The 16,760-nt window shown below is 55.5% G+C and carries 17 protein-coding genes and 1 pseudogene; 15 read left to right on the forward strand and 3 right to left on the reverse strand.

Going from position 1 to position 16,760, the window contains the following annotated elements:
* The 12 genes from rfbA (ACESSC_RS08875) to ACESSC_RS08930 all read left to right on the forward strand — a co-directional run bounded on the left by rfbA (ACESSC_RS08875) (nt 1) and on the right by ACESSC_RS08930 (nt 13,173).
* Nucleotides 1-900: a glucose-1-phosphate thymidylyltransferase RfbA gene (rfbA, locus tag ACESSC_RS08875; RefSeq protein ID WP_373162555.1), complete on the forward strand. Its 900-nt coding sequence runs from the start codon at nt 1-3 to the stop codon at nt 898-900.
* A gap of 21 nt (nt 901-921) precedes the next feature.
* Nucleotides 922-1,941 carry a dTDP-glucose 4,6-dehydratase gene (gene rfbB / locus ACESSC_RS08880; protein WP_373162556.1) on the forward strand — a complete coding sequence of 340 codons (1,020 nt, stop codon included), beginning with the start codon at nt 922-924 and terminating at the stop codon, nt 1,939-1,941.
* Nucleotides 1,942-1,955: 14 nt separating this feature from the next.
* Nucleotides 1,956-3,437, forward strand: a complete 1,482-nt coding sequence (locus ACESSC_RS08885) for a sugar nucleotide-binding protein (protein WP_373162557.1) — start codon at nt 1,956-1,958, stop codon at nt 3,435-3,437.
* Nucleotides 3,438-3,442: 5 nt separating this feature from the next.
* The gene (locus tag ACESSC_RS08890; protein WP_373162579.1) at nt 3,443-4,669 is read left to right on the forward strand and encodes an O-antigen polymerase; all 1,227 of its coding nucleotides are present in this window, start codon (nt 3,443-3,445) and stop codon (nt 4,667-4,669) included.
* 2 nt (nt 4,670-4,671) lie between these two features.
* Nucleotides 4,672-5,661 carry a glycosyltransferase family 2 protein gene (locus ACESSC_RS08895; protein ID WP_373162559.1) on the forward strand — a complete coding sequence of 330 codons (990 nt, stop codon included), beginning with the start codon at nt 4,672-4,674 and terminating at the stop codon, nt 5,659-5,661.
* Nucleotides 5,631-7,109 (forward strand): lipopolysaccharide biosynthesis protein, encoded by a 1,479-nt coding sequence (locus tag ACESSC_RS08900; RefSeq protein ID WP_373162560.1) that lies wholly within the window; start codon nt 5,631-5,633, stop codon nt 7,107-7,109. Before ACESSC_RS08895 ends, ACESSC_RS08900 begins: the two co-directional genes overlap by 31 nt.
* A 75-nt stretch (nt 7,110-7,184) precedes the next feature.
* On the forward strand, nt 7,185-8,324 hold the full coding sequence (locus ACESSC_RS08905; protein ID WP_373162561.1) for a DegT/DnrJ/EryC1/StrS family aminotransferase: 1,140 nt from the start codon (nt 7,185-7,187) through the stop codon (nt 8,322-8,324).
* A complete protein-coding gene (locus ACESSC_RS08910) occupies nt 8,321-9,532 on the forward strand; it encodes an ATP-grasp domain-containing protein (RefSeq protein ID WP_373162563.1) in 1,212 nt (403 codons plus the stop codon). The genes ACESSC_RS08905 and ACESSC_RS08910 overlap by 4 nt, the downstream gene beginning before the upstream one ends.
* A 2-nt stretch (nt 9,533-9,534) precedes the next feature.
* Entirely contained in the window at nt 9,535-10,533 is a 999-nt protein-coding gene (locus tag ACESSC_RS08915; RefSeq protein WP_373162564.1) for an NAD-dependent epimerase/dehydratase family protein, read from the forward strand.
* Nucleotides 10,534-10,710: 177 nt separating this feature from the next.
* The gene (rfbA, locus tag ACESSC_RS08920; protein ID WP_373162566.1) at nt 10,711-11,598 is read left to right on the forward strand and encodes a glucose-1-phosphate thymidylyltransferase RfbA; all 888 of its coding nucleotides are present in this window, start codon (nt 10,711-10,713) and stop codon (nt 11,596-11,598) included.
* Nucleotides 11,599-11,600: 2 nt separating this feature from the next.
* Nucleotides 11,601-12,620 carry a dTDP-glucose 4,6-dehydratase gene (gene rfbB, locus ACESSC_RS08925; RefSeq protein WP_373162568.1) on the forward strand — a complete coding sequence of 340 codons (1,020 nt, stop codon included), beginning with the start codon at nt 11,601-11,603 and terminating at the stop codon, nt 12,618-12,620.
* Between the two features lie 373 nt (nt 12,621-12,993).
* Nucleotides 12,994-13,173 (forward strand): hypothetical protein, encoded by a 180-nt coding sequence (locus ACESSC_RS08930; RefSeq protein WP_117654730.1) that lies wholly within the window; start codon nt 12,994-12,996, stop codon nt 13,171-13,173.
* Between the two features lie 45 nt (nt 13,174-13,218).
* On the opposite strand, the gene ACESSC_RS08935 is transcribed toward ACESSC_RS08930, so the two are convergent.
* The 3 genes and pseudogenes from ACESSC_RS08935 to ACESSC_RS08945 form a co-directional block, all read right to left on the reverse strand.
* On the reverse strand, nt 13,219-13,827 hold the full coding sequence (locus ACESSC_RS08935; protein ID WP_373162569.1) for a hypothetical protein: 609 nt from the start codon (nt 13,825-13,827) through the stop codon (nt 13,219-13,221).
* A gap of 130 nt (nt 13,828-13,957) precedes the next feature.
* Nucleotides 13,958-14,212, reverse strand: a pseudogene (locus ACESSC_RS08940) (IS256 family transposase); the annotation flags it as partial.
* A 15-nt stretch (nt 14,213-14,227) separates the two neighbouring features.
* Entirely contained in the window at nt 14,228-14,401 is a 174-nt protein-coding gene (locus ACESSC_RS08945; RefSeq protein WP_158551475.1) for a hypothetical protein, read from the reverse strand.
* Nucleotides 14,402-14,744: 343 nt separating this feature from the next.
* Between ACESSC_RS08945 and ACESSC_RS08950 the strand changes: the two genes are divergently transcribed.
* From ACESSC_RS08950 to ACESSC_RS08960, 3 genes are all read left to right on the forward strand, one after another.
* Nucleotides 14,745-15,203: a Panacea domain-containing protein gene (locus ACESSC_RS08950; RefSeq protein WP_373162571.1), complete on the forward strand. Its 459-nt coding sequence runs from the start codon at nt 14,745-14,747 to the stop codon at nt 15,201-15,203.
* A gap of 153 nt (nt 15,204-15,356) precedes the next feature.
* A complete protein-coding gene (locus tag ACESSC_RS08955) occupies nt 15,357-16,145 on the forward strand; it encodes a hypothetical protein (RefSeq protein ID WP_373162573.1) in 789 nt (262 codons plus the stop codon).
* A 294-nt stretch (nt 16,146-16,439) separates the two neighbouring features.
* A complete protein-coding gene (locus ACESSC_RS08960) occupies nt 16,440-16,736 on the forward strand; it encodes a hypothetical protein (protein ID WP_373162574.1) in 297 nt (98 codons plus the stop codon).
* Nucleotides 16,737-16,760: the final 24 nt, after the last annotated feature.

Here is a 16,760-nt window from a genome sequence, read left to right on the forward strand (position 1 = left end):
ATGAAGGGCATCATCCTCGCCGGCGGGTCCGGCACGCGCCTGTACCCGCTCACGCTCGTGACCTCAAAGCAGCTGCTGCCGGTCTACGACAAGCCCATGATCTACTACCCGCTGTCCACCCTCATGCTGGCGGGCATCCGGGACATCCTGGTCATCTCCACGCCGACGGACCTGCCCAACTTCGAGCGACTGCTCGGGGACGGCTCTCGCTACGGCGTGAACCTCTCCTACGCCGAGCAGCCGAGCCCGGACGGCCTCGCGCAGGCCTTCACCATCGGCGAGGACTTCATCGCCGGCGAGCCGTGCGCCCTGGTGCTCGGCGACAACATCTTCTACGGCAACGGCCTGTCGCGCCACCTGACGCGCGCCGTGCAGAACGCAGAGTCGGGGAGGGCCACGGTCTTCGGCTACCACGTGGACGACCCCGAGCGCTTCGGCGTCGTGGAGTTCGACGGCGAGGGCAGGGCCGTCTCCATCGAGGAGAAGCCCGCCGAGCCCAAGAGCTCCTACGCCGTCACCGGCCTGTACTTCTACCCGGGCGACGTCGCCGCCAAGGCCCATAGGGTGGAGCCCTCGGCCCGCGGCGAGCTGGAGATCACGACGCTCAACCAGATGTACCTGGAGGAGGGGACGCTGTCCGTGGTCACCCTCGGCCGCGGCTACGCGTGGCTGGACACCGGCACCATGGAGAGCCTGCACGAGGCCGCGGAGTTCGTCCGCGCCGTGGAGCACTCCCAGGACCTGCCCGTGTCCGTCCCCGAGGAGATCGCCTGGGAGAACGGCTGGATCACGACCGCCGGGCTCGAGGAGGCCGCGAAGGCCTACGGCAAGTCGGTCTACGGGCAGCACCTGAAGAAGGTCGCCGCCGGCGAGATCGTCAACAGCCCGCGCGAGTATTAAGAGCAAACAGGAGAACTCCCCATGTCTGAGATTTTCGAACCGAAGAACATCATCGTCACGGGCGGCTGCGGCTTCATCGGCAGCAACTTCGTGCACTGCGTGGTCAACAACCACCCCGACGTCCACGTGACCGTCCTGGACAAGCTGACCTACGCCGGCAACCCCGAGAACATCGCCGGGCTGCCCTCCGACCGCGTGGAGCTCGTCGTGGGCGACATCTGCGACGCGGAGCTGCTCGACAGGCTCGTCCCCGGCCACGACGCCATCGTCCACTACGCCGCCGAGAGCCACAACGACAACTCCATCGCCGACCCGGAGCCGTTCCTGCGCACCAACGTGGAGGGCACCTTCCGCCTGCTGGAGGCCGTGAGGAAGTACGGCGTCCGCTACCACCACGTCTCCACCGACGAGGTCTACGGCGACCTGGCGCTCGACGATCCCGCCAAGTTCACCGAGGAGACGCCCTACCACCCGAGCTCGCCCTACAGCTCCACCAAGGCTTCCTCCGACATGCTCGTGCGCGCCTGGACCCGCACCTACGGCCTGCGGACCACGATCTCCAACTGCTCCAACAACTACGGCCCCTACCAGCACGTGGAGAAGTTCATCCCCAGGCAGATCACGAACATCATCGACGGCGTCCGCCCCAGGCTCTACGGCCGCGGCGAGAACGTCCGCGACTGGATCCACACCGAGGACCACTCCTCGGCCGTCTGGGACATCCTGACCAAGGGCCGCACGGGGGAGACCTACCTCATCGGCGCCAATGGGGAGAAGGACAACATCACCGTGCTGCGCATGATCCTGGAGGCCATGGGGCGCGACCCCGAGGACTTCGACTGGGTCGCCGACCGCCCCGGGCACGACCGCCGCTACGCCATCGACAGCACGAAGCTCCAGCGCGAGCTGGGCTGGAGGCCGGCCCACACCGACTTCGCCGGGGGCCTGAGGGCCACCATCGACTGGTACGTCGCCAACGAGGCCTGGTGGCGCCCGGCCAAGGAGGCCACCGAGGCGCGCTACCGCGCACAGGGGCAGTAGGAGGGGAGGGAGACATGGCAGACATCGCATTCGAGAAGGACCTCTCCGTGGCGGAGACCGGCATCGAGGGCCTGAAGGTCGTCGACCTTGCCGTCCACGGCGACTCGCGCGGCTGGTTCAAGGAGAACTGGCAGCGCGCCAAGATGACCGCCCTGGGTATCCCGGACCTCCGCGTCGTCCAGAACAACATCTCCTACAACGACAGCCGCGGCGTCACGCGCGGCATCCACGCCGAGCCCTGGGACAAGTTCATCTCCGTGGCCCGCGGCTCGGTCTTCGGCGCCTGGGTGGACCTTCGCGAGGGCAGCGCCACCTACGGCAAGGTGTTCACCTGCACGCTCGACCCGAGCAAGGCCATCTACGTCCCGCGCGGCGTGGGCAACTCCTTCCAGGCGCTGGAGGACGGCACCGCCTACACCTACCTGGTGGACGCCCACTGGTCGCTGGAGCTCAAGAGGACCTACACCTTCGTGAACCTCGCCGACCCCGAGCTCGCCATCGAGTGGCCGATCCCCCTCGACGAGGCCACCGTCTCCGATGCCGACCTCAACCACCCGATGCTCAGGGACGTCGTCCCCATGGCACCCAGGAGGACGCTCGTCACCGGCTGCAACGGCCAGCTGGGCCGCGCGGTGCGCGCGCTGGCCGAGGGGCGCGGCGTGGCCAAGGACTTCGACTTCTGCGACATCGACACCTTCGACATGTCCGACCCGGAGGCCTATTCGCAGTACGACTGGTCGCTCTACGGCACCGTCATCAACTGCGGCGCCTACACGGCCGTGGATAAGGCGGAGACCCCCGAGGGCCGCGTGACCGCCTGGAAGGCCAACGCGACCGGCCCCGCCCTGCTCGCCCGCACCTGCGCCGGGCACGGCATCACGCTCGTCCACGTGTCCTCCGACTACGTCTTCGACGGCACGGCCGAGGTCCACACCGAGGACGAGCCGTTCAGCCCGCTGTCCGTCTACGGCCAGACCAAGGCCGCCGGCGACATCGCCGTGGCCGGGTGCCCCCGCCACTACATCATGCGCAGCTCCTGGGTCATCGGCGAGGGACACAACTTCGTCAAGACCATGAAGGCGCTGTCCGACCGCGTCGCCGACCCGGACGACAAACTGGACAAGATCACCGTCGTGGACGACCAGCTGGGCCGCCTGACCTTCACCCGCGATATGGCCGAGGCCATCTTCCACGTGCTGGGGACGCACGCCCCCTACGGTACCTACGACTGCACGGGCTCCGGCGCCGTCAGGTCCTGGGCCGACATCGCCCGCGCTGTCTTCGAGGCCGCGAACGGCAACAGTGCGAAGGTCGTGCCGGTCAGCACCGCCGACTACTACGCCGAGGCCTCCGGCCCCATCGCCCCGCGCCCGGTCCACTCCGCGCTCGACCTTTCCAAGCTCGAGTCGGTCGGGTTCCACATGCCCGACTGGGAGAAAGAACTTGATTGCTATTTATCCCTAAATGCTGGCGGAAATGAGGCACTGCAATTTTGAATATAGTGTATTTTAGTCTCTCGGTTGCATGTTTTGTTTTAGGCTGGCTTTCACGAGGTAAATTATTTAATCCACTTTCTGCGTTCAGCGCAATATGGATACTTGTTGTTGCATTAAGTAATTTAATGTTATCTGGTTGGCAAAGGCCGATTAACAATTCAACCTATATGGTTTTGATTGCAATGCAAATATCTTTTGCAATCCTGTTTTTTTTTGGCAATGGCTTAAGACTTAAAGAAATTACCAAACCAGTTCTGAGACTTTCGGTTTCGCCAGAACAACTTAATTCTTTGTTCAAGATTTGGTTGGCTATCGAAATTATTGAGATTCTTTATTCAGGAGGACTTCCGATTGTCTGGCATTTACTCGGTACTGGAAAAACGTATTTTGACTTTGGAATTCCGAGTGTGCATGGGTTAATGAACTCCCTAGGGCTAGTTATCCTATTAATCGCATCACTATTGATTCTCGATGGTAAGGACGAGAACCATCATTTTAGACGTATATGTATATTCATCTTTCTGTTTTATCTTTGTCTGGTTACAAGACAGGTAATAGTTAGTGCGGGAATAGAGCTCATTATTGTTATTTATTTGCGTAAGCCGCAATTAATTATCCATAAGGTAGTGCCAGTTGCATTATTGTCCGTAATTCTATTTGGAGTTGTTGGTAATTTACGTACAGGTTATGAAGCCTTTATGTACGTTTCGCTAATCAGAAGTGATATCCCCGAGTTATTTGTCGGTTTTTACTGGGTCTATATGTATCTATCCATGACCATTACCAACATTAATAACCTTGTAGCTATGAATTTAGATCCCATCGGAATGAACGCATTAAGCGGCTTTATTCCAACTGTATTCGCTCCTTTATTTGGCATAGACACAGGGTTCTTCACCGCTGATTATTTGGTGACTAGTGCATTTAATGTTTCGGGATTTTTTGTATATTTCTACCAAGGTTTTTCAATTCTGGGCGTTATCGTTATTTCTGCTGCCTATGGGCTTATCGGGGGTATTTCATATCGAAAATTTAGCGAAGACCCCTGCGAACGAAACATCCTGCTGTTAGCGATTGCAATGCAAATCGTTTTGCTGTCATTTTTTGACAACATGCTTCTTTATTTGCCAAGTTCATTCCAGTTTGTAGTGGTTTTACTGCTTTATCGTAGAAAGAGCATCGATGCTCTTGAAAGGATTAATTACCTCTCTAAGAAGACGGATGGCGATTAATTATGAACAATGAAATATTGGTTTCGATTTTAAGTATTACTTACAACCAAGTTAAATATGTTAAAGAAATGCTTGATGGCTTTTTGAACCAAGAAACAGATTTTGGTTTCGAGATCCTAATTCATGATGATGCGTCAACCGATGGAACAATTGACATTTTAAGGGAATATGAGGCAAAGAATTCGTGCGTTCATATTTTTACCGAAAAGAGCAATCGTTTTAGCGAAGGAATAAACTACATAAACGAGTTTTTGCTCCCTAACGCAAAAGGTAAGTATATTGCCATTTGTGAAGGGGATGACTATTGGTGTGCTCGAGATAAACTTCAAAAACAAGTTGACTACATGGAGAGCCATCCGAGCTGTTCATTATGTACTCACTCGGCATATGTGATATCTGGTAATGATGGTTTATTGCTGGGAACGATGGGTGCCGGCTCAGCTGATCGAAGTTTAAATGCGCTTGATTTGGCAAAAGAATGGCACTTTCCAACTGCTAGTTTTTTATTCAAACGAAGTGATGCACTTAGTTATGCAGAGAAATGGAGTTTTAAAACTCCTGTCGGAGATTTTCCACGTGCATTTTATCTAGCGACCGTAGGGGACGTATTTTTTCTTGCTGAAGAGATGAGTGTCTACAGATTTGGCACCCCTGGATCATGGACTTCTTTAAATAAAGAGGATGAGCGTCGACTCATTCATGGAGGGTTATCTTGGCTCACCATGTTGGACAATATCAATAAGGTTACTGATCGACAGTTTGAAAATGAGTTGATTGAAAATGGGAAAAGTAAAGTAATTCGGTTGCGCGGTCGTGGTAATACCGAATTTAAAAAAAGATATATAGGCAATTTGGCTTTTAGTGGCCTATCAATAATGCAACGAATCAAATATTTGATTTTGAATTTATGTTGGACGTTAGGGTTTGATTTCCAGCGACAAGCTTGGAGCGGAAATCGGCAATGGCGTATTGTGAGGCGCAATTCCAAATGAGTCTAAAAAATTCGACAATTTCATCACTCTTTTGGAAACTGCTCGAAAGAGGGGGACGAGCCACCGTAGAGCTTATAGTCCAAATCATTCTCGCACGTCTTTTATCCCCCGAGGAATTTGGCTCCTTAGCGATAATGCTGGTCTTCATAAATATTGGCAATGTGATTGTACAATCAGGTCTCAATACGGCACTTGTACAGGCTCAAAATATTGATTCAGTTGATCTTTCAACTGTATTTTGGCTGAGTTTTTTTGTATCCGCAGGCATGTTTGCAATCGTTTATATCGTTGCCCCATCTGTTGCCACTTTTTATGACATGCCATACATAGTTTGGCCGCTACGAGCTCTTAGCCTAGTATTCCTAATTACTTCGTTTAACTCTGTGCAAGTCGCTATCGTTCAGCGTGTTTTGCAGCTTCGGAAAGTATTCTTTGCGACCATTTCCGCCGCTCTAATTTCAGGAATCATTGGCATTGGTAGTGCCGTTTTAGGAGCCGGTCTATGGGCCCTTGTTCTACAGCAACTTGTCTTCCAGTTTACCAACTGCTTAGTGTTAGGCATTCAGGTAAGATGGTTTCCAAGTAAAATGTTTGACCGTGTAAAGGCTCGAAAGCATCTTAACTATGGATGGAAGTTACTTGTTTCTGGCTTGTTAGACCAAGGTTATCAGTCAATTTCGGACCTAATTATTGGAAAACAGTTCAGCACTAATAGCCTTGGACTTATTTCACAAGGAAAGAAGTATCCTCAAGCTTTAGGTTCCATGCTGGATGGTGCTATTCAACCCGTAATGCTCTCAGCTGTAGCACATTTGCAAACCGACGTATCACTTGTAAAGAGTTTGATCCGACGGGCACTCAAGTCTTCAACCTTTTTAATCGTTCCATCAATGACACTATTCGCGGTGGTAGCGAAACCAGTGGTTTTTATCCTTTTGGGCGATAAGTGGTTGCCTTGTGTCCCATTCCTTCAAATGTACTGCTTCGTTTACGCTCTTCTGCCCATCCATACCACCAATTTACAGGCCCTCAACGGCATGGGTCGATCTGATTTGTTTTTAAAACTTGAACTGATAAAAAAAGCTTATGGTATATGTTTCATTTTATTCGCAGCGTTTGTAATGCGCGACGTTTACTTAATGGTTGCCATGTATATGATTACCGGCATCATCTCAACATTTGTTAACGCTTATCCCAACAAACGGGTTATCGGATACTCCTATTCTGAGCAAATACGCGATATCGCTCCTGCATTTGTGATTTCAGCAATAGCAGGAGGACTTGCGCTGTTTTGCGGTTCATTTGTCGCCTCGCCTGGACTTCAAATTCTTGTCGAAGTTGCCGTAATGGCAATTACCTATTTTGGTATCGCAGGCATTTTTAAACTCGAAGCCTTTGAATACCTCATCAATACCGCCAGGGATTTTTTGGGTGCAAAACGTCGTTAAAGACGTTGTATCAATACTGTAACCGTTTTAGTCATCGTTCTTTGAAAGCTGCATAGCGAAGGGAAGGTACCTGATATGGGTAACCGCATTCTTGTCACACGATCCTCCATGCCTCCCATGGAGGAATACTTTGAAGAGGTCGCACCTCTTTGGGAAAGCCACTGGCTTACCAATATGGGTGTTGAGCATAAGAAGCTCGAGGCAGACCTCAAGGAGCGTTTGGGGATCGACAACCTTGCTCTGTTCACGAATGGTCATAATGCTCTAGAGTGCATCCTTGAGGCTATGGCTCTTCCGACCGGCGGAGAGGTCATCACTACACCGTTCACCTTTGCCTCGACCACTCACGCTATCGTGCGAAAGGGACTTACTCCCGTATTTGCCGACGTGAATCCCGCGAACCTAACGTTGGATCCCGAGAGCATTGAACGATTAATCACCCCGCGCACCTGCGCTATCGTGCCTGTGCATGTTTACGGCAATCTTTGCGATGTCGACGCCATCCAGGAGATTGCTGAACGTCACGGCCTGAAAGTCATCTATGATGCCGCCCATGCCTTCGGCGTCGAGCGCGTGAATGAAGACGGAAGCAGCGATAGCGCTGCGACTTTCGGCGATGCGGCCATGTTCAGCTTCCATGCAACCAAGGTATTCAACACCATCGAAGGTGGTTGCGTCTGCTTCAAGGACGAAGATCTGTATCCATTGCTCAACCAATGGAAGAACTTCGGCATCACGGGACCCGAGGACGTCGAGTACGTCGGTGGCAATGCCAAGATGAATGAGTTCTGCGCGGCTATGGGCGTCTGCAATCTTCGTCATCTGGACGCCGAGATCGGCAAGCGCAAGGCCGTTGCCGAGCGTTATTGGGATAACCTTGAAGGCACAGCCGGCGTGACCGTTTTCCGTCCCGCTAAGAACATCCGCCACAACTATGCGTACCTTCCCGTGCTGTTCGATCCGAGCGTCTTCGGCGCCACGCGCGATGACGTTTTCGATGCCCTGGACAAGGCTGGCGTCGGCGCACGCAAATACTTCTATCCGCTGGTCAACGATTACGCATGCTATCGAAGCGTGTACTCAAGCGACCGCACGCCAGTGGCAAAGAAGGCGGCATCCCAGGTGATCACGCTTCCCATGTACGCCGATTTGACGTTGGAAGACGTTGACCGAATCTGCAATACGGTTCTGAATGCAGGAAAGGAAAACCGATGAGTAAGACACTTCTCCTTCTTGGTGGGGCACGTTATGCACTGCCAGTTATTAAGGCAGCGCACGAGTTGGGTGCGAAGGTCGTTACTTGCGATTATTTACCGCATAACTATGCGCACGCTTTCTCGGATGATTACATCAATGCGAGCATCATCGATAACGAGGCTGTGCTTGCCGCCGCTAAACAATGCAAGGCGGACGGCATTATGTCATTCGCTGCCGACCCTGGTGTTGTGTCTGCGTCCTATGCTGCCGAGAAACTGGGGTTGCCGTTCCAGGGAAGCTATGAGGCGGTTAGCATTCTTCAAGATAAAGAGCGCTACCGCGCCTTCCTTCGTGATAATGGCTTTAATTGTCCCGAGCTTCATATCTACCGCTCTGCCGACGAGGCCATGAAAGAAGCTGATTCGATTGCTTATCCCGTGATTGCCAAACCGGTTGATTCGGCTGGATCGAAGGGTTGCTCACGCGTGGATGGTCCCGAGGGTCTTAAGGCAGCGGTTGAGTACGCTCTCGAGTTTTCGCGTGATGGGCGCTGTATCGTCGAGCAGTTTTTGGAGAAGGAGGGAGACTCCTCCGATGCCGATGGATTCGTTAGCGGCGGAAAGTTTTCATGCGTGAGCTTTACCTCGCAGCTGTTCGATCCCTCCGTTCCAAATCCCTACACGCCCGCTGCGTATGCAATGCCGGCAGCTCTGCCGACTTGGGCTCAAAAAGAACTGGTTGCTGAGTTGCAGCGCCTGTCCGATCTGTTGGGGCTTCGTGACGGTGTATTCAACATTGAGACCCGCGTGGCAACCGATGGCAGGGCTTACATTATGGAAAGCTCTCCGCGCGGCGGCGGTAACCGACTGTGCGAGATGCTCAAATATGCCACCGACGGCAAGACCGATCTTGTCATGGCGGCGGTGAAGGCCGCTCTCGGCGAACCCGTTGGCAATCTTTCGATGCCTGCTTATGACGGTTTCTGGTATCAGCAGATGCTTCACTCTGATCGCGATGGGGTGTTCACAGGTATGGAGTATGCAGCTGATTTCGCCGTCTCTCATCTTGCCGAAGAGCAGCTGTGGATTGAGCCCGGCGCCAAAGTCGAGGCGTTCACGGCAGCAAATCATGCATTTGGATCGGTATTCCTTAGGTTCGACACACAAGCCGAGCTTGATGCATTTCGCGCCGAGCCGAGTGAGTTCATGAGGGCGAAGGTGAGCTAACCGTGAAAAAGATAATTGTCGTAATCGGTGCAACCGGCAACACCGGTGCATACCTTACCGAAGATCTAGTAAATCACCTGCCTGCAGATGAATATGAAGTGTTTGCCGCCGGTCATAGAGAGACTAATTTTTTCGATCGCTATAACATTAGTTATTCAAGCATAGATATGTCTGATGCTTCTACTCTGGAGCAACTTCCCCAAGAGGACGTCCATGCGGTGATTCTTCTTGCCGGTTTACTGCCAGCATATATGAGCGGCTATAACCCTTCCAATTATATTGACGTAAACAGCCGTGGAGCCCTTAGCGTACTCGAGTATTGCCGTAAGACAGGTGCTGATCGCATTCTTTATGCTCAGACCATATCCGATGTGCTGGGTTCCGTTACTCCGGAAAACCCCGTAATTCATCCTTACGATGATCGCAATATTATTATGACTGGCGATCACACCGTCTATGCTCTTTCCAAATGCTTCGCCGTTGATTTGATCAAGCATTATCAGGCTGAGTACGGATTAAAAGGCTTTGTGTTTAGGCTCCCCACTGTCTACGCCTTTACCCCCGACAAGACATACAACGTCGATGGCGTGCGTCGGACACTTGGGTATCGTTTGCTGATGGATCGAGCCATGGCTGGAGAAACGCTTGAAATCTGGGGCGATCCCACTCGCGCCAAAGATGTTGTAAACGTCAAGGACTTCTGTCAGCTCTTACGTAAAGCTGTGACCGTAGAGAACGTTGACGGTGGCTTCTTTAATGTGGGTACCGGTATTGGAACTTCAAATGAGGACTGGATTCGCGGTATCGCGAAGGTATTCAATCCAGACGGCGTTGAATCAAAGATTGTCTACCGTCCGGAAATGCCAAGCGGTCCTTCTTATGTAATGGATATCGATAACTGTCGTAAGCTATTAGGCTACGAGCCAAAATATGACTTCTTGCACTTCCTCGAAGACTTCAAGGCCGAAATGACTCTCAATAGGTTTAAAGAATTGCGGTAGAACTAAAGCCATAACCAAAGCTAAATCTGAACCGAACGCTGATCCAATCGAGGAAATTAGCAAGAACGGTATCAGACTCCTAAGAGATATACGACCAATATAATACTTGTCCAAACAGCCATAAGTGACTTCAGCAGCAATGCGCACTTTGTTTCGACTGCCGCTGAAGGGAAAACGTTGAAAGGCATCATCCTCGCCGGCGGGTCCGGCACTCGACTGCATCCGATAACTAAAGCCCTTAGCAAACAACTTCTACCAATTTACGATAAACCACTTGTGTACTACCCTTTGAGCGTTCTGATGCTCGCTGGCATCCGAGAGGTGCTTGTCATCTCGATGCCACGTGACCTGCCGGTGTTCAAGGAGCTTCTCGGGGGCGGATCCGAGTTAGGCATGCGCCTAGAGTACGCAGAGCATGCCAAACCTCGCGGTCTAGCCGAAGCATTTACCATCGGACGCGACTTTCTAGCCGGCGAGCCGTGTGCGCTGGTGCTGGGTGACAACATGTTCCACGGCCAAGACCTCACTCGTTTGCTAACGTGCGCAAAAGATAAGGTTGAGGGTCGCGGCGGTGCCGTTGTGTTCGGATATCCCGTGCAGGACGCCAGGGCCTTTGGTGTGGTGGAGTTCGATCAAAATCATCGCGTCGTTGGCGTTGAGGAAAAGCCCGAGGCTCCAAAGTCAAACTATGCAGTACCAGGGCTGTACTTCTACGATGGACAAGTTTCCGACATCGCGGCCAACGTTAAACCAAGCGCGCGCGGCGAGCTGGAGATTACGAGTATCAACAATGCCTATCTAGATCAAGGTCAACTGTCGGTCGAGCTGATGGGCCGAGGCATGGCGTGGCTGGATACGGGCACGCCCGAAGGTCCTTTAAAGGCCGCCGAGTACGTGGAGGCCGTGCAAAGCCGCCAGGGTTATTACATTGCGTGCCTGGAAGAAATCGCTTATCGCCGCGGTTTCATCGACCATAATCAGTTACACGAACTGGGCGAAGCGCTGAAGAAGACTGCATATGGTAAGTATCTTTTGAATGTCGCAAACGAGGCAAAGAGGGGGTAAATATGTCTGAGATCTTCGAACCCAAGAATATCATCGTCACGGGCGGCTGCGGCTTCATCGGCAGCAATTTCGTCCACTATGTCGTGAACAACCACCCGGGCGTCCACGTCACCGTCCTGGACAAGCTGACCTACGCCGGCAACCCCGAGAACATCGCCGGTCTGCCCTCCGACCGCGTGGAGCTCGTCGTGGGCGACATCTGCGACGCCGCTCTGCTCGATAGGATCGTCCCGGGCCGCGACGCGATCGTGCACTACGCCGCCGAGAGCCACAACGACAACTCCATCGCCGACCCGGAGCCGTTCCTGCGCACCAACGTGGAGGGCACCTTCCGCCTGCTGGAGGCCGTGAGGAAGTACGGCGTCCGCTACCACCACGTCTCCACCGACGAGGTCTACGGCGACCTGGCGCTCGACGATCCCGCCAAGTTCACCGAGGAGACGCCCTACCACCCGAGCTCGCCCTACAGCTCCACCAAGGCTTCCTCCGACATGCTCGTGCGCGCCTGGACCCGCACCTACGGCCTGCGGACCACGATCTCCAACTGCTCCAACAACTACGGCCCCTACCAGCACGTGGAGAAGTTCATCCCCAGGCAGATCACGAACATCATCGACGGCGTGCGCCCCAAGCTCTACGGTAAGGGCGAGAACGTCCGCGACTGGATCCACACCGAGGACCACTCATCGGCCGTCTGGGACATCCTGACCAAGGGCCGCATGGGGGAGACCTACCTCATCGGCGCCAATGGGGAGAAGGACAACATCACCGTCCTGCGCATGATCCTCGAGGCCATGGGGCGCGACCCCGAGGACTTCGACTGGGTCGCCGACCGTCCCGGCCACGACCGCCGCTACGCCATCGACTCCGCCAAGCTCCAGCGCGAGCTGGGCTGGAGGCCGGCGCACACCGACTTCGCCGGGGGCCTGAAGCAGACCATCGACTGGTACGTCGCCAACGAGTCCTGGTGGCGCCCGGCCAAGGAGGCCACCGAGGCCCGCTACCGCGCGCAGGGGCAGTAGAGGTAGCAGCCCTTGCGAAACAAAGCGGGGTCCCGGACTAGCGCTCCGGACCCCGCTTTGTTTAGTGCGCAGTTGGCCGAATGTGTCCCTGAATGGCGGTTGGTTGGTGGAGCGTCGTGCGTCGTGTATTGTATTTCTTGCGCCTTTGCTTGTGGCCTTCCTCGCCATAAATACTGTGGTGATGCTATTCACCCAGTTGTACGCCTACGCGGACGAGCCCGGCGGGGACGTATACCTGCACGGCGATCTGATCTGGTGCGGCGAAACGCCCGAATGCAAGCAGTCGATGGCCATGTGCCGCGCAAGGTGGGGCTGCAGGTGAGGCTCGTGCCCAAGAGCAACACGAGGCGGCTCTCCTACGAGTGCTGGCAGGGTGCGCAAAATCTGCATCGACCCGGTGCGCTGCCCGCTGGCGCATGAGAAGTCCAGGCTCAAGAAGTACGACCACGACCACGACTGCGACGGGACGTGGCTTGAGGGCATCCCCGACGGCAACGACCACTCGATCGAAGCAGTGAGGTTCGCAATTATGGACGACATCTTGCGTGGGTGAGGGCGCAGCGTGCTGCTTCTCCTCGCCACTGAAAGGCGCTAAAGGTTAATCTGCTGTCTTCTCCGTTGTCTTAGGATCAGCCTCCTCGCCCTGCTCGTCAGATACTCCCTTGAACTTCGCCATAACGTTTTTCTTTGTCTTGACAATCTTTGGACGCGCGGTCTCACGCCACCATTTTTCGACATGAGGCTTTGCCGCCTGAGCACCTTTCACCGCCAGAAAGCTAACGGCAATTACGGTAATCGCAGCAGCCGCCACCTTGCCACCGTTCGAATCGGAGGCATCATTGCCATCGCGCTGGCCGTCATCAAGACTGTCATCGCCATTTGCCGCAAGCGATGCCTCCCACTCTTCTCTCTGCCTTTTCTTTTCGGCGCGATTGGCTGCAACCGAATCGGAAAGCTCACGTCTGCGTTCCGGGGAAAGCGGGCCAATTTCATTGAGGATTTCCTCTTTCCATGACGTGGAAACATAGCCAGCATGATTAGGGCTTCCGGTTTCCCAGTGCCTCTGCGTGGCATAAGGACGCCCCTTCTCGGTGACCCTATAATCTCCAGGTTCGCCTTCGAGGTAGCCTTCTTCCTTCAGCCAGACATTCACCTCCTCTGCGTTAAACCCAACATCCCGCCCCAAGCATCTTGCTGACTTACGCATCGCAAGCCCCTTTCGCTTATCAACAGTATGGTAGTGTCGCGAATCATGATGTAGGGCTCGGTTCTCGAGGGTGGCCACAGGCTGCCCGAGGAACCGAGAATCATCTAGAATGCCGTCATTCTAGCCTATGTCACGCCGCCTTCCTGCCGACAACGGGGTTACCGGCCGCGACGAGTGCGATGATCCCGGCCGCGTGCTCGGCGGCAGGGCCCTCGTAGGCAGGCGCGTTCACCTTGGCGCCCTCGACGGCCCTGCCGATGGGGTCTTCGTTGAACTGGCGGCGTCCGGCCCAGCCCTCGTCCATCTCTGAGAACACCGCTCCCATCATCCTGATGAGCGACTTCCTGCTGGGGAAGACCTGCACCACGCAGCCGCGGCGCTTGGGCTCGCGGTTGGCGCGCTACTGCACGTTGTTGGTGCGAAGTCTCACGTGGTGCTCGTAGGGGAAGTCGAGGTAGGCCAGCGCGTCGGCCTCGGCCTCTTCGAGCGCCTCGGACGCCTTGGGGCAGAACCCCTCGATCTGCTCGGTGGTCAGCTGGGTGCTCGAGTCCGGGCTCGCCGACCGCAGGGCCACGCGCGCCATTAGCGAGGGATGTGGTGATCGCGAGATACACGGTAGCGACCTTGGGCGCATGTGCGCGCTTCTGCAGGTTCGAGCGGAAGGAGATGAAGTGATTGGCGAAGACGTGAAATGGGCGTTGGGCATTGCGGTCACGGCGCTCGTGCTCATGGCGTTCCTGCTGCACGTGCCGTTCGCCCTGGTGCTGGGGCCGTGGAGGACTAGGGGGCGCGTCCGAGACCGGAACCCCCGCTGGAGGGACCGTCCGTTTTTTGTCCGGGCGAGCTGAGATGCTTTTATCACGATAAGCGCAGATGGGAAGCACATCACTGGTATGATTTGGGAAAGGAGGAAACAGATGAAAGTCCAAATCGGGACAGAGTACTGTGCGATGGAAATCGCCGAGTACGCCGTCAGCAGGCGATATCGCCACGACACGCCAATCAGCAATCTTCAGCTCCAGAAGATTCTTTACTTCCTGCAAGTCATACACGCGAGCGAGACCGGCGAGCTGCTATTCGCCGACCAGTTTGAGGCATGGCCCTACGGCCCGGTCATCAGGGATGTCTACGTTGAGTTCTCTGACTGCGGCGGCTTCCCGATAAAACGCGAGTTCGACACCGAGATAAATGACTCCATCCGCCCGTTCCTGGATGCGGGGGTGGACATGCTCGCCGAGAAATCCCCATGGGAACTCGTCAGGATCTCACACGCCGAGGGGTCCCCGTGGGACGTCATCTACAACCAGAAGCGCCTACACAAGGGAATCATCCCAAATGAGCTAATCATGCAGTGCGCTAGCGAGGTCTCTGAGTGACCGAACAAGAATACGCAAAGGCGGCCGAAAACTATCGGAAGAGCCCTCTCTCTGCTCACCAGCAAAATTGGGACTCTTTCGAAACCGCCCCTGAAAGTTCCTCCAATAAACGCAGGCAGTGACGACGCAGAGAAACGCAAGGCTCTCCGCGACATGCTCGAATCCCTCGCCAGCACGGATGATGCTGCGGTGCTCTCCCAAGAGGACATACGCCGAGCCTCGAGCTTCTTCGCAAAGCTATATGGGGGGAGCGAGCCCTATCGCCATAGATATGCCGACATCTGCGACCTGGTATTCAATGCACTCGGGCAGTCCTCTGGGGACTTAGACGAAGGGGTCCCCTATTCGGTCAATTGCCTCGCTGAGAACATTCGCATCATCCATGAGTACCTGACGAAGCATGGACTTTGTGACCAGGCGAAAAGTGTCCTCAAACTCGCCGACCACATCGACCTGGAAAAGACGAGGCTGAGCCACGACATCGAACAGCAGCAGGCCATGCGCGCATTCAAAACGGCAATCGCCGAAGTAAAAGCGGAAAGGGACGAGGCGGACCAGAAACGCGCAGAGCTGGAAAGGGAGTTCGACGAGCGCCTCGACAAGACGAGGATGGAGTACATCGCGATCCTCGGCGTGTTCGCGGCGGTCGTGCTCGCCTTCAACGGCGGCGTCGGGTTCTCGACCTCCGCGATGGGCGCGCTTGGCATCGACGGCGGCATACGTGCCATCGTGCTCCTCGCCGCGCTCGTGGGCTTCGTGCTCATCAACACGGTCTGCATCCTGCTGGTCTTCATCTGGAAGATGTCCTTCAACCACAGGAAGGTGGAACTGGGCAACTGGCCGAGGAACTGCCTGATCGCCGCAGACGTCGCCCTCGTGTTCATTATGGCTGCGATGATGGCGCTCTCTCACCCTGGACTCAGGGAGTTCATCGGGCTGTAGCCCGAACGCGACGCCAAGGGCCGCCCTCCGGGGCGGCCCTTCTCATGGCGACACGTCTAGGAGCATAGCCGTGCGGTAATCCTCCGCCGCATGGGGCGTTGGGAAGCCGTCCTTCGGGGCGGCTTCCCGCTTTTCGCGGCGGGCGCGATTGATTGGGGGCGGTGCTTGGACGCCGACGAGCCGATGGCGAACCCGCGCCACGAGACATATTGCCGCGAGCGCGTGGCCGGCAAGACGCAGAGGCAGGCGATGCTCGCCGCATAGCCCGACCGCTCGCGCTGGAAGCCCGAGACGGTGGACAACAAGGCCTGCAAGCTCGAGGCCGAGCATGAGGTCAAGGCTAGGATTGCCCGCCTCGAGAGGCTCGCGGCGGAGAAGGCCACCACGACGCGCGCCGAGGTGCTCGCGGGCATAAGCTATACCTTCCAGGCGGGCATAGCACGCGTGCGCGGCGCCGGGGACGGCAGGCAGCTGGACTACACCTCGGTCAACGCCGTCACGCAGCTGGGCAAGACTCTGCTCGATGCGCTGCCCAAAGAGGGGGGTGTTCCTATAGTTTTGTCAACTGGGCAATGCTGTTTTCGAGATTGAATCGCGACATGCTAACGCCAGGCC

The organism is Collinsella aerofaciens, from assembly GCF_964243765.1.
GTDB classification, from domain to species: domain Bacteria; phylum Actinomycetota; class Coriobacteriia; order Coriobacteriales; family Coriobacteriaceae; genus Collinsella; species Collinsella aerofaciens_BU.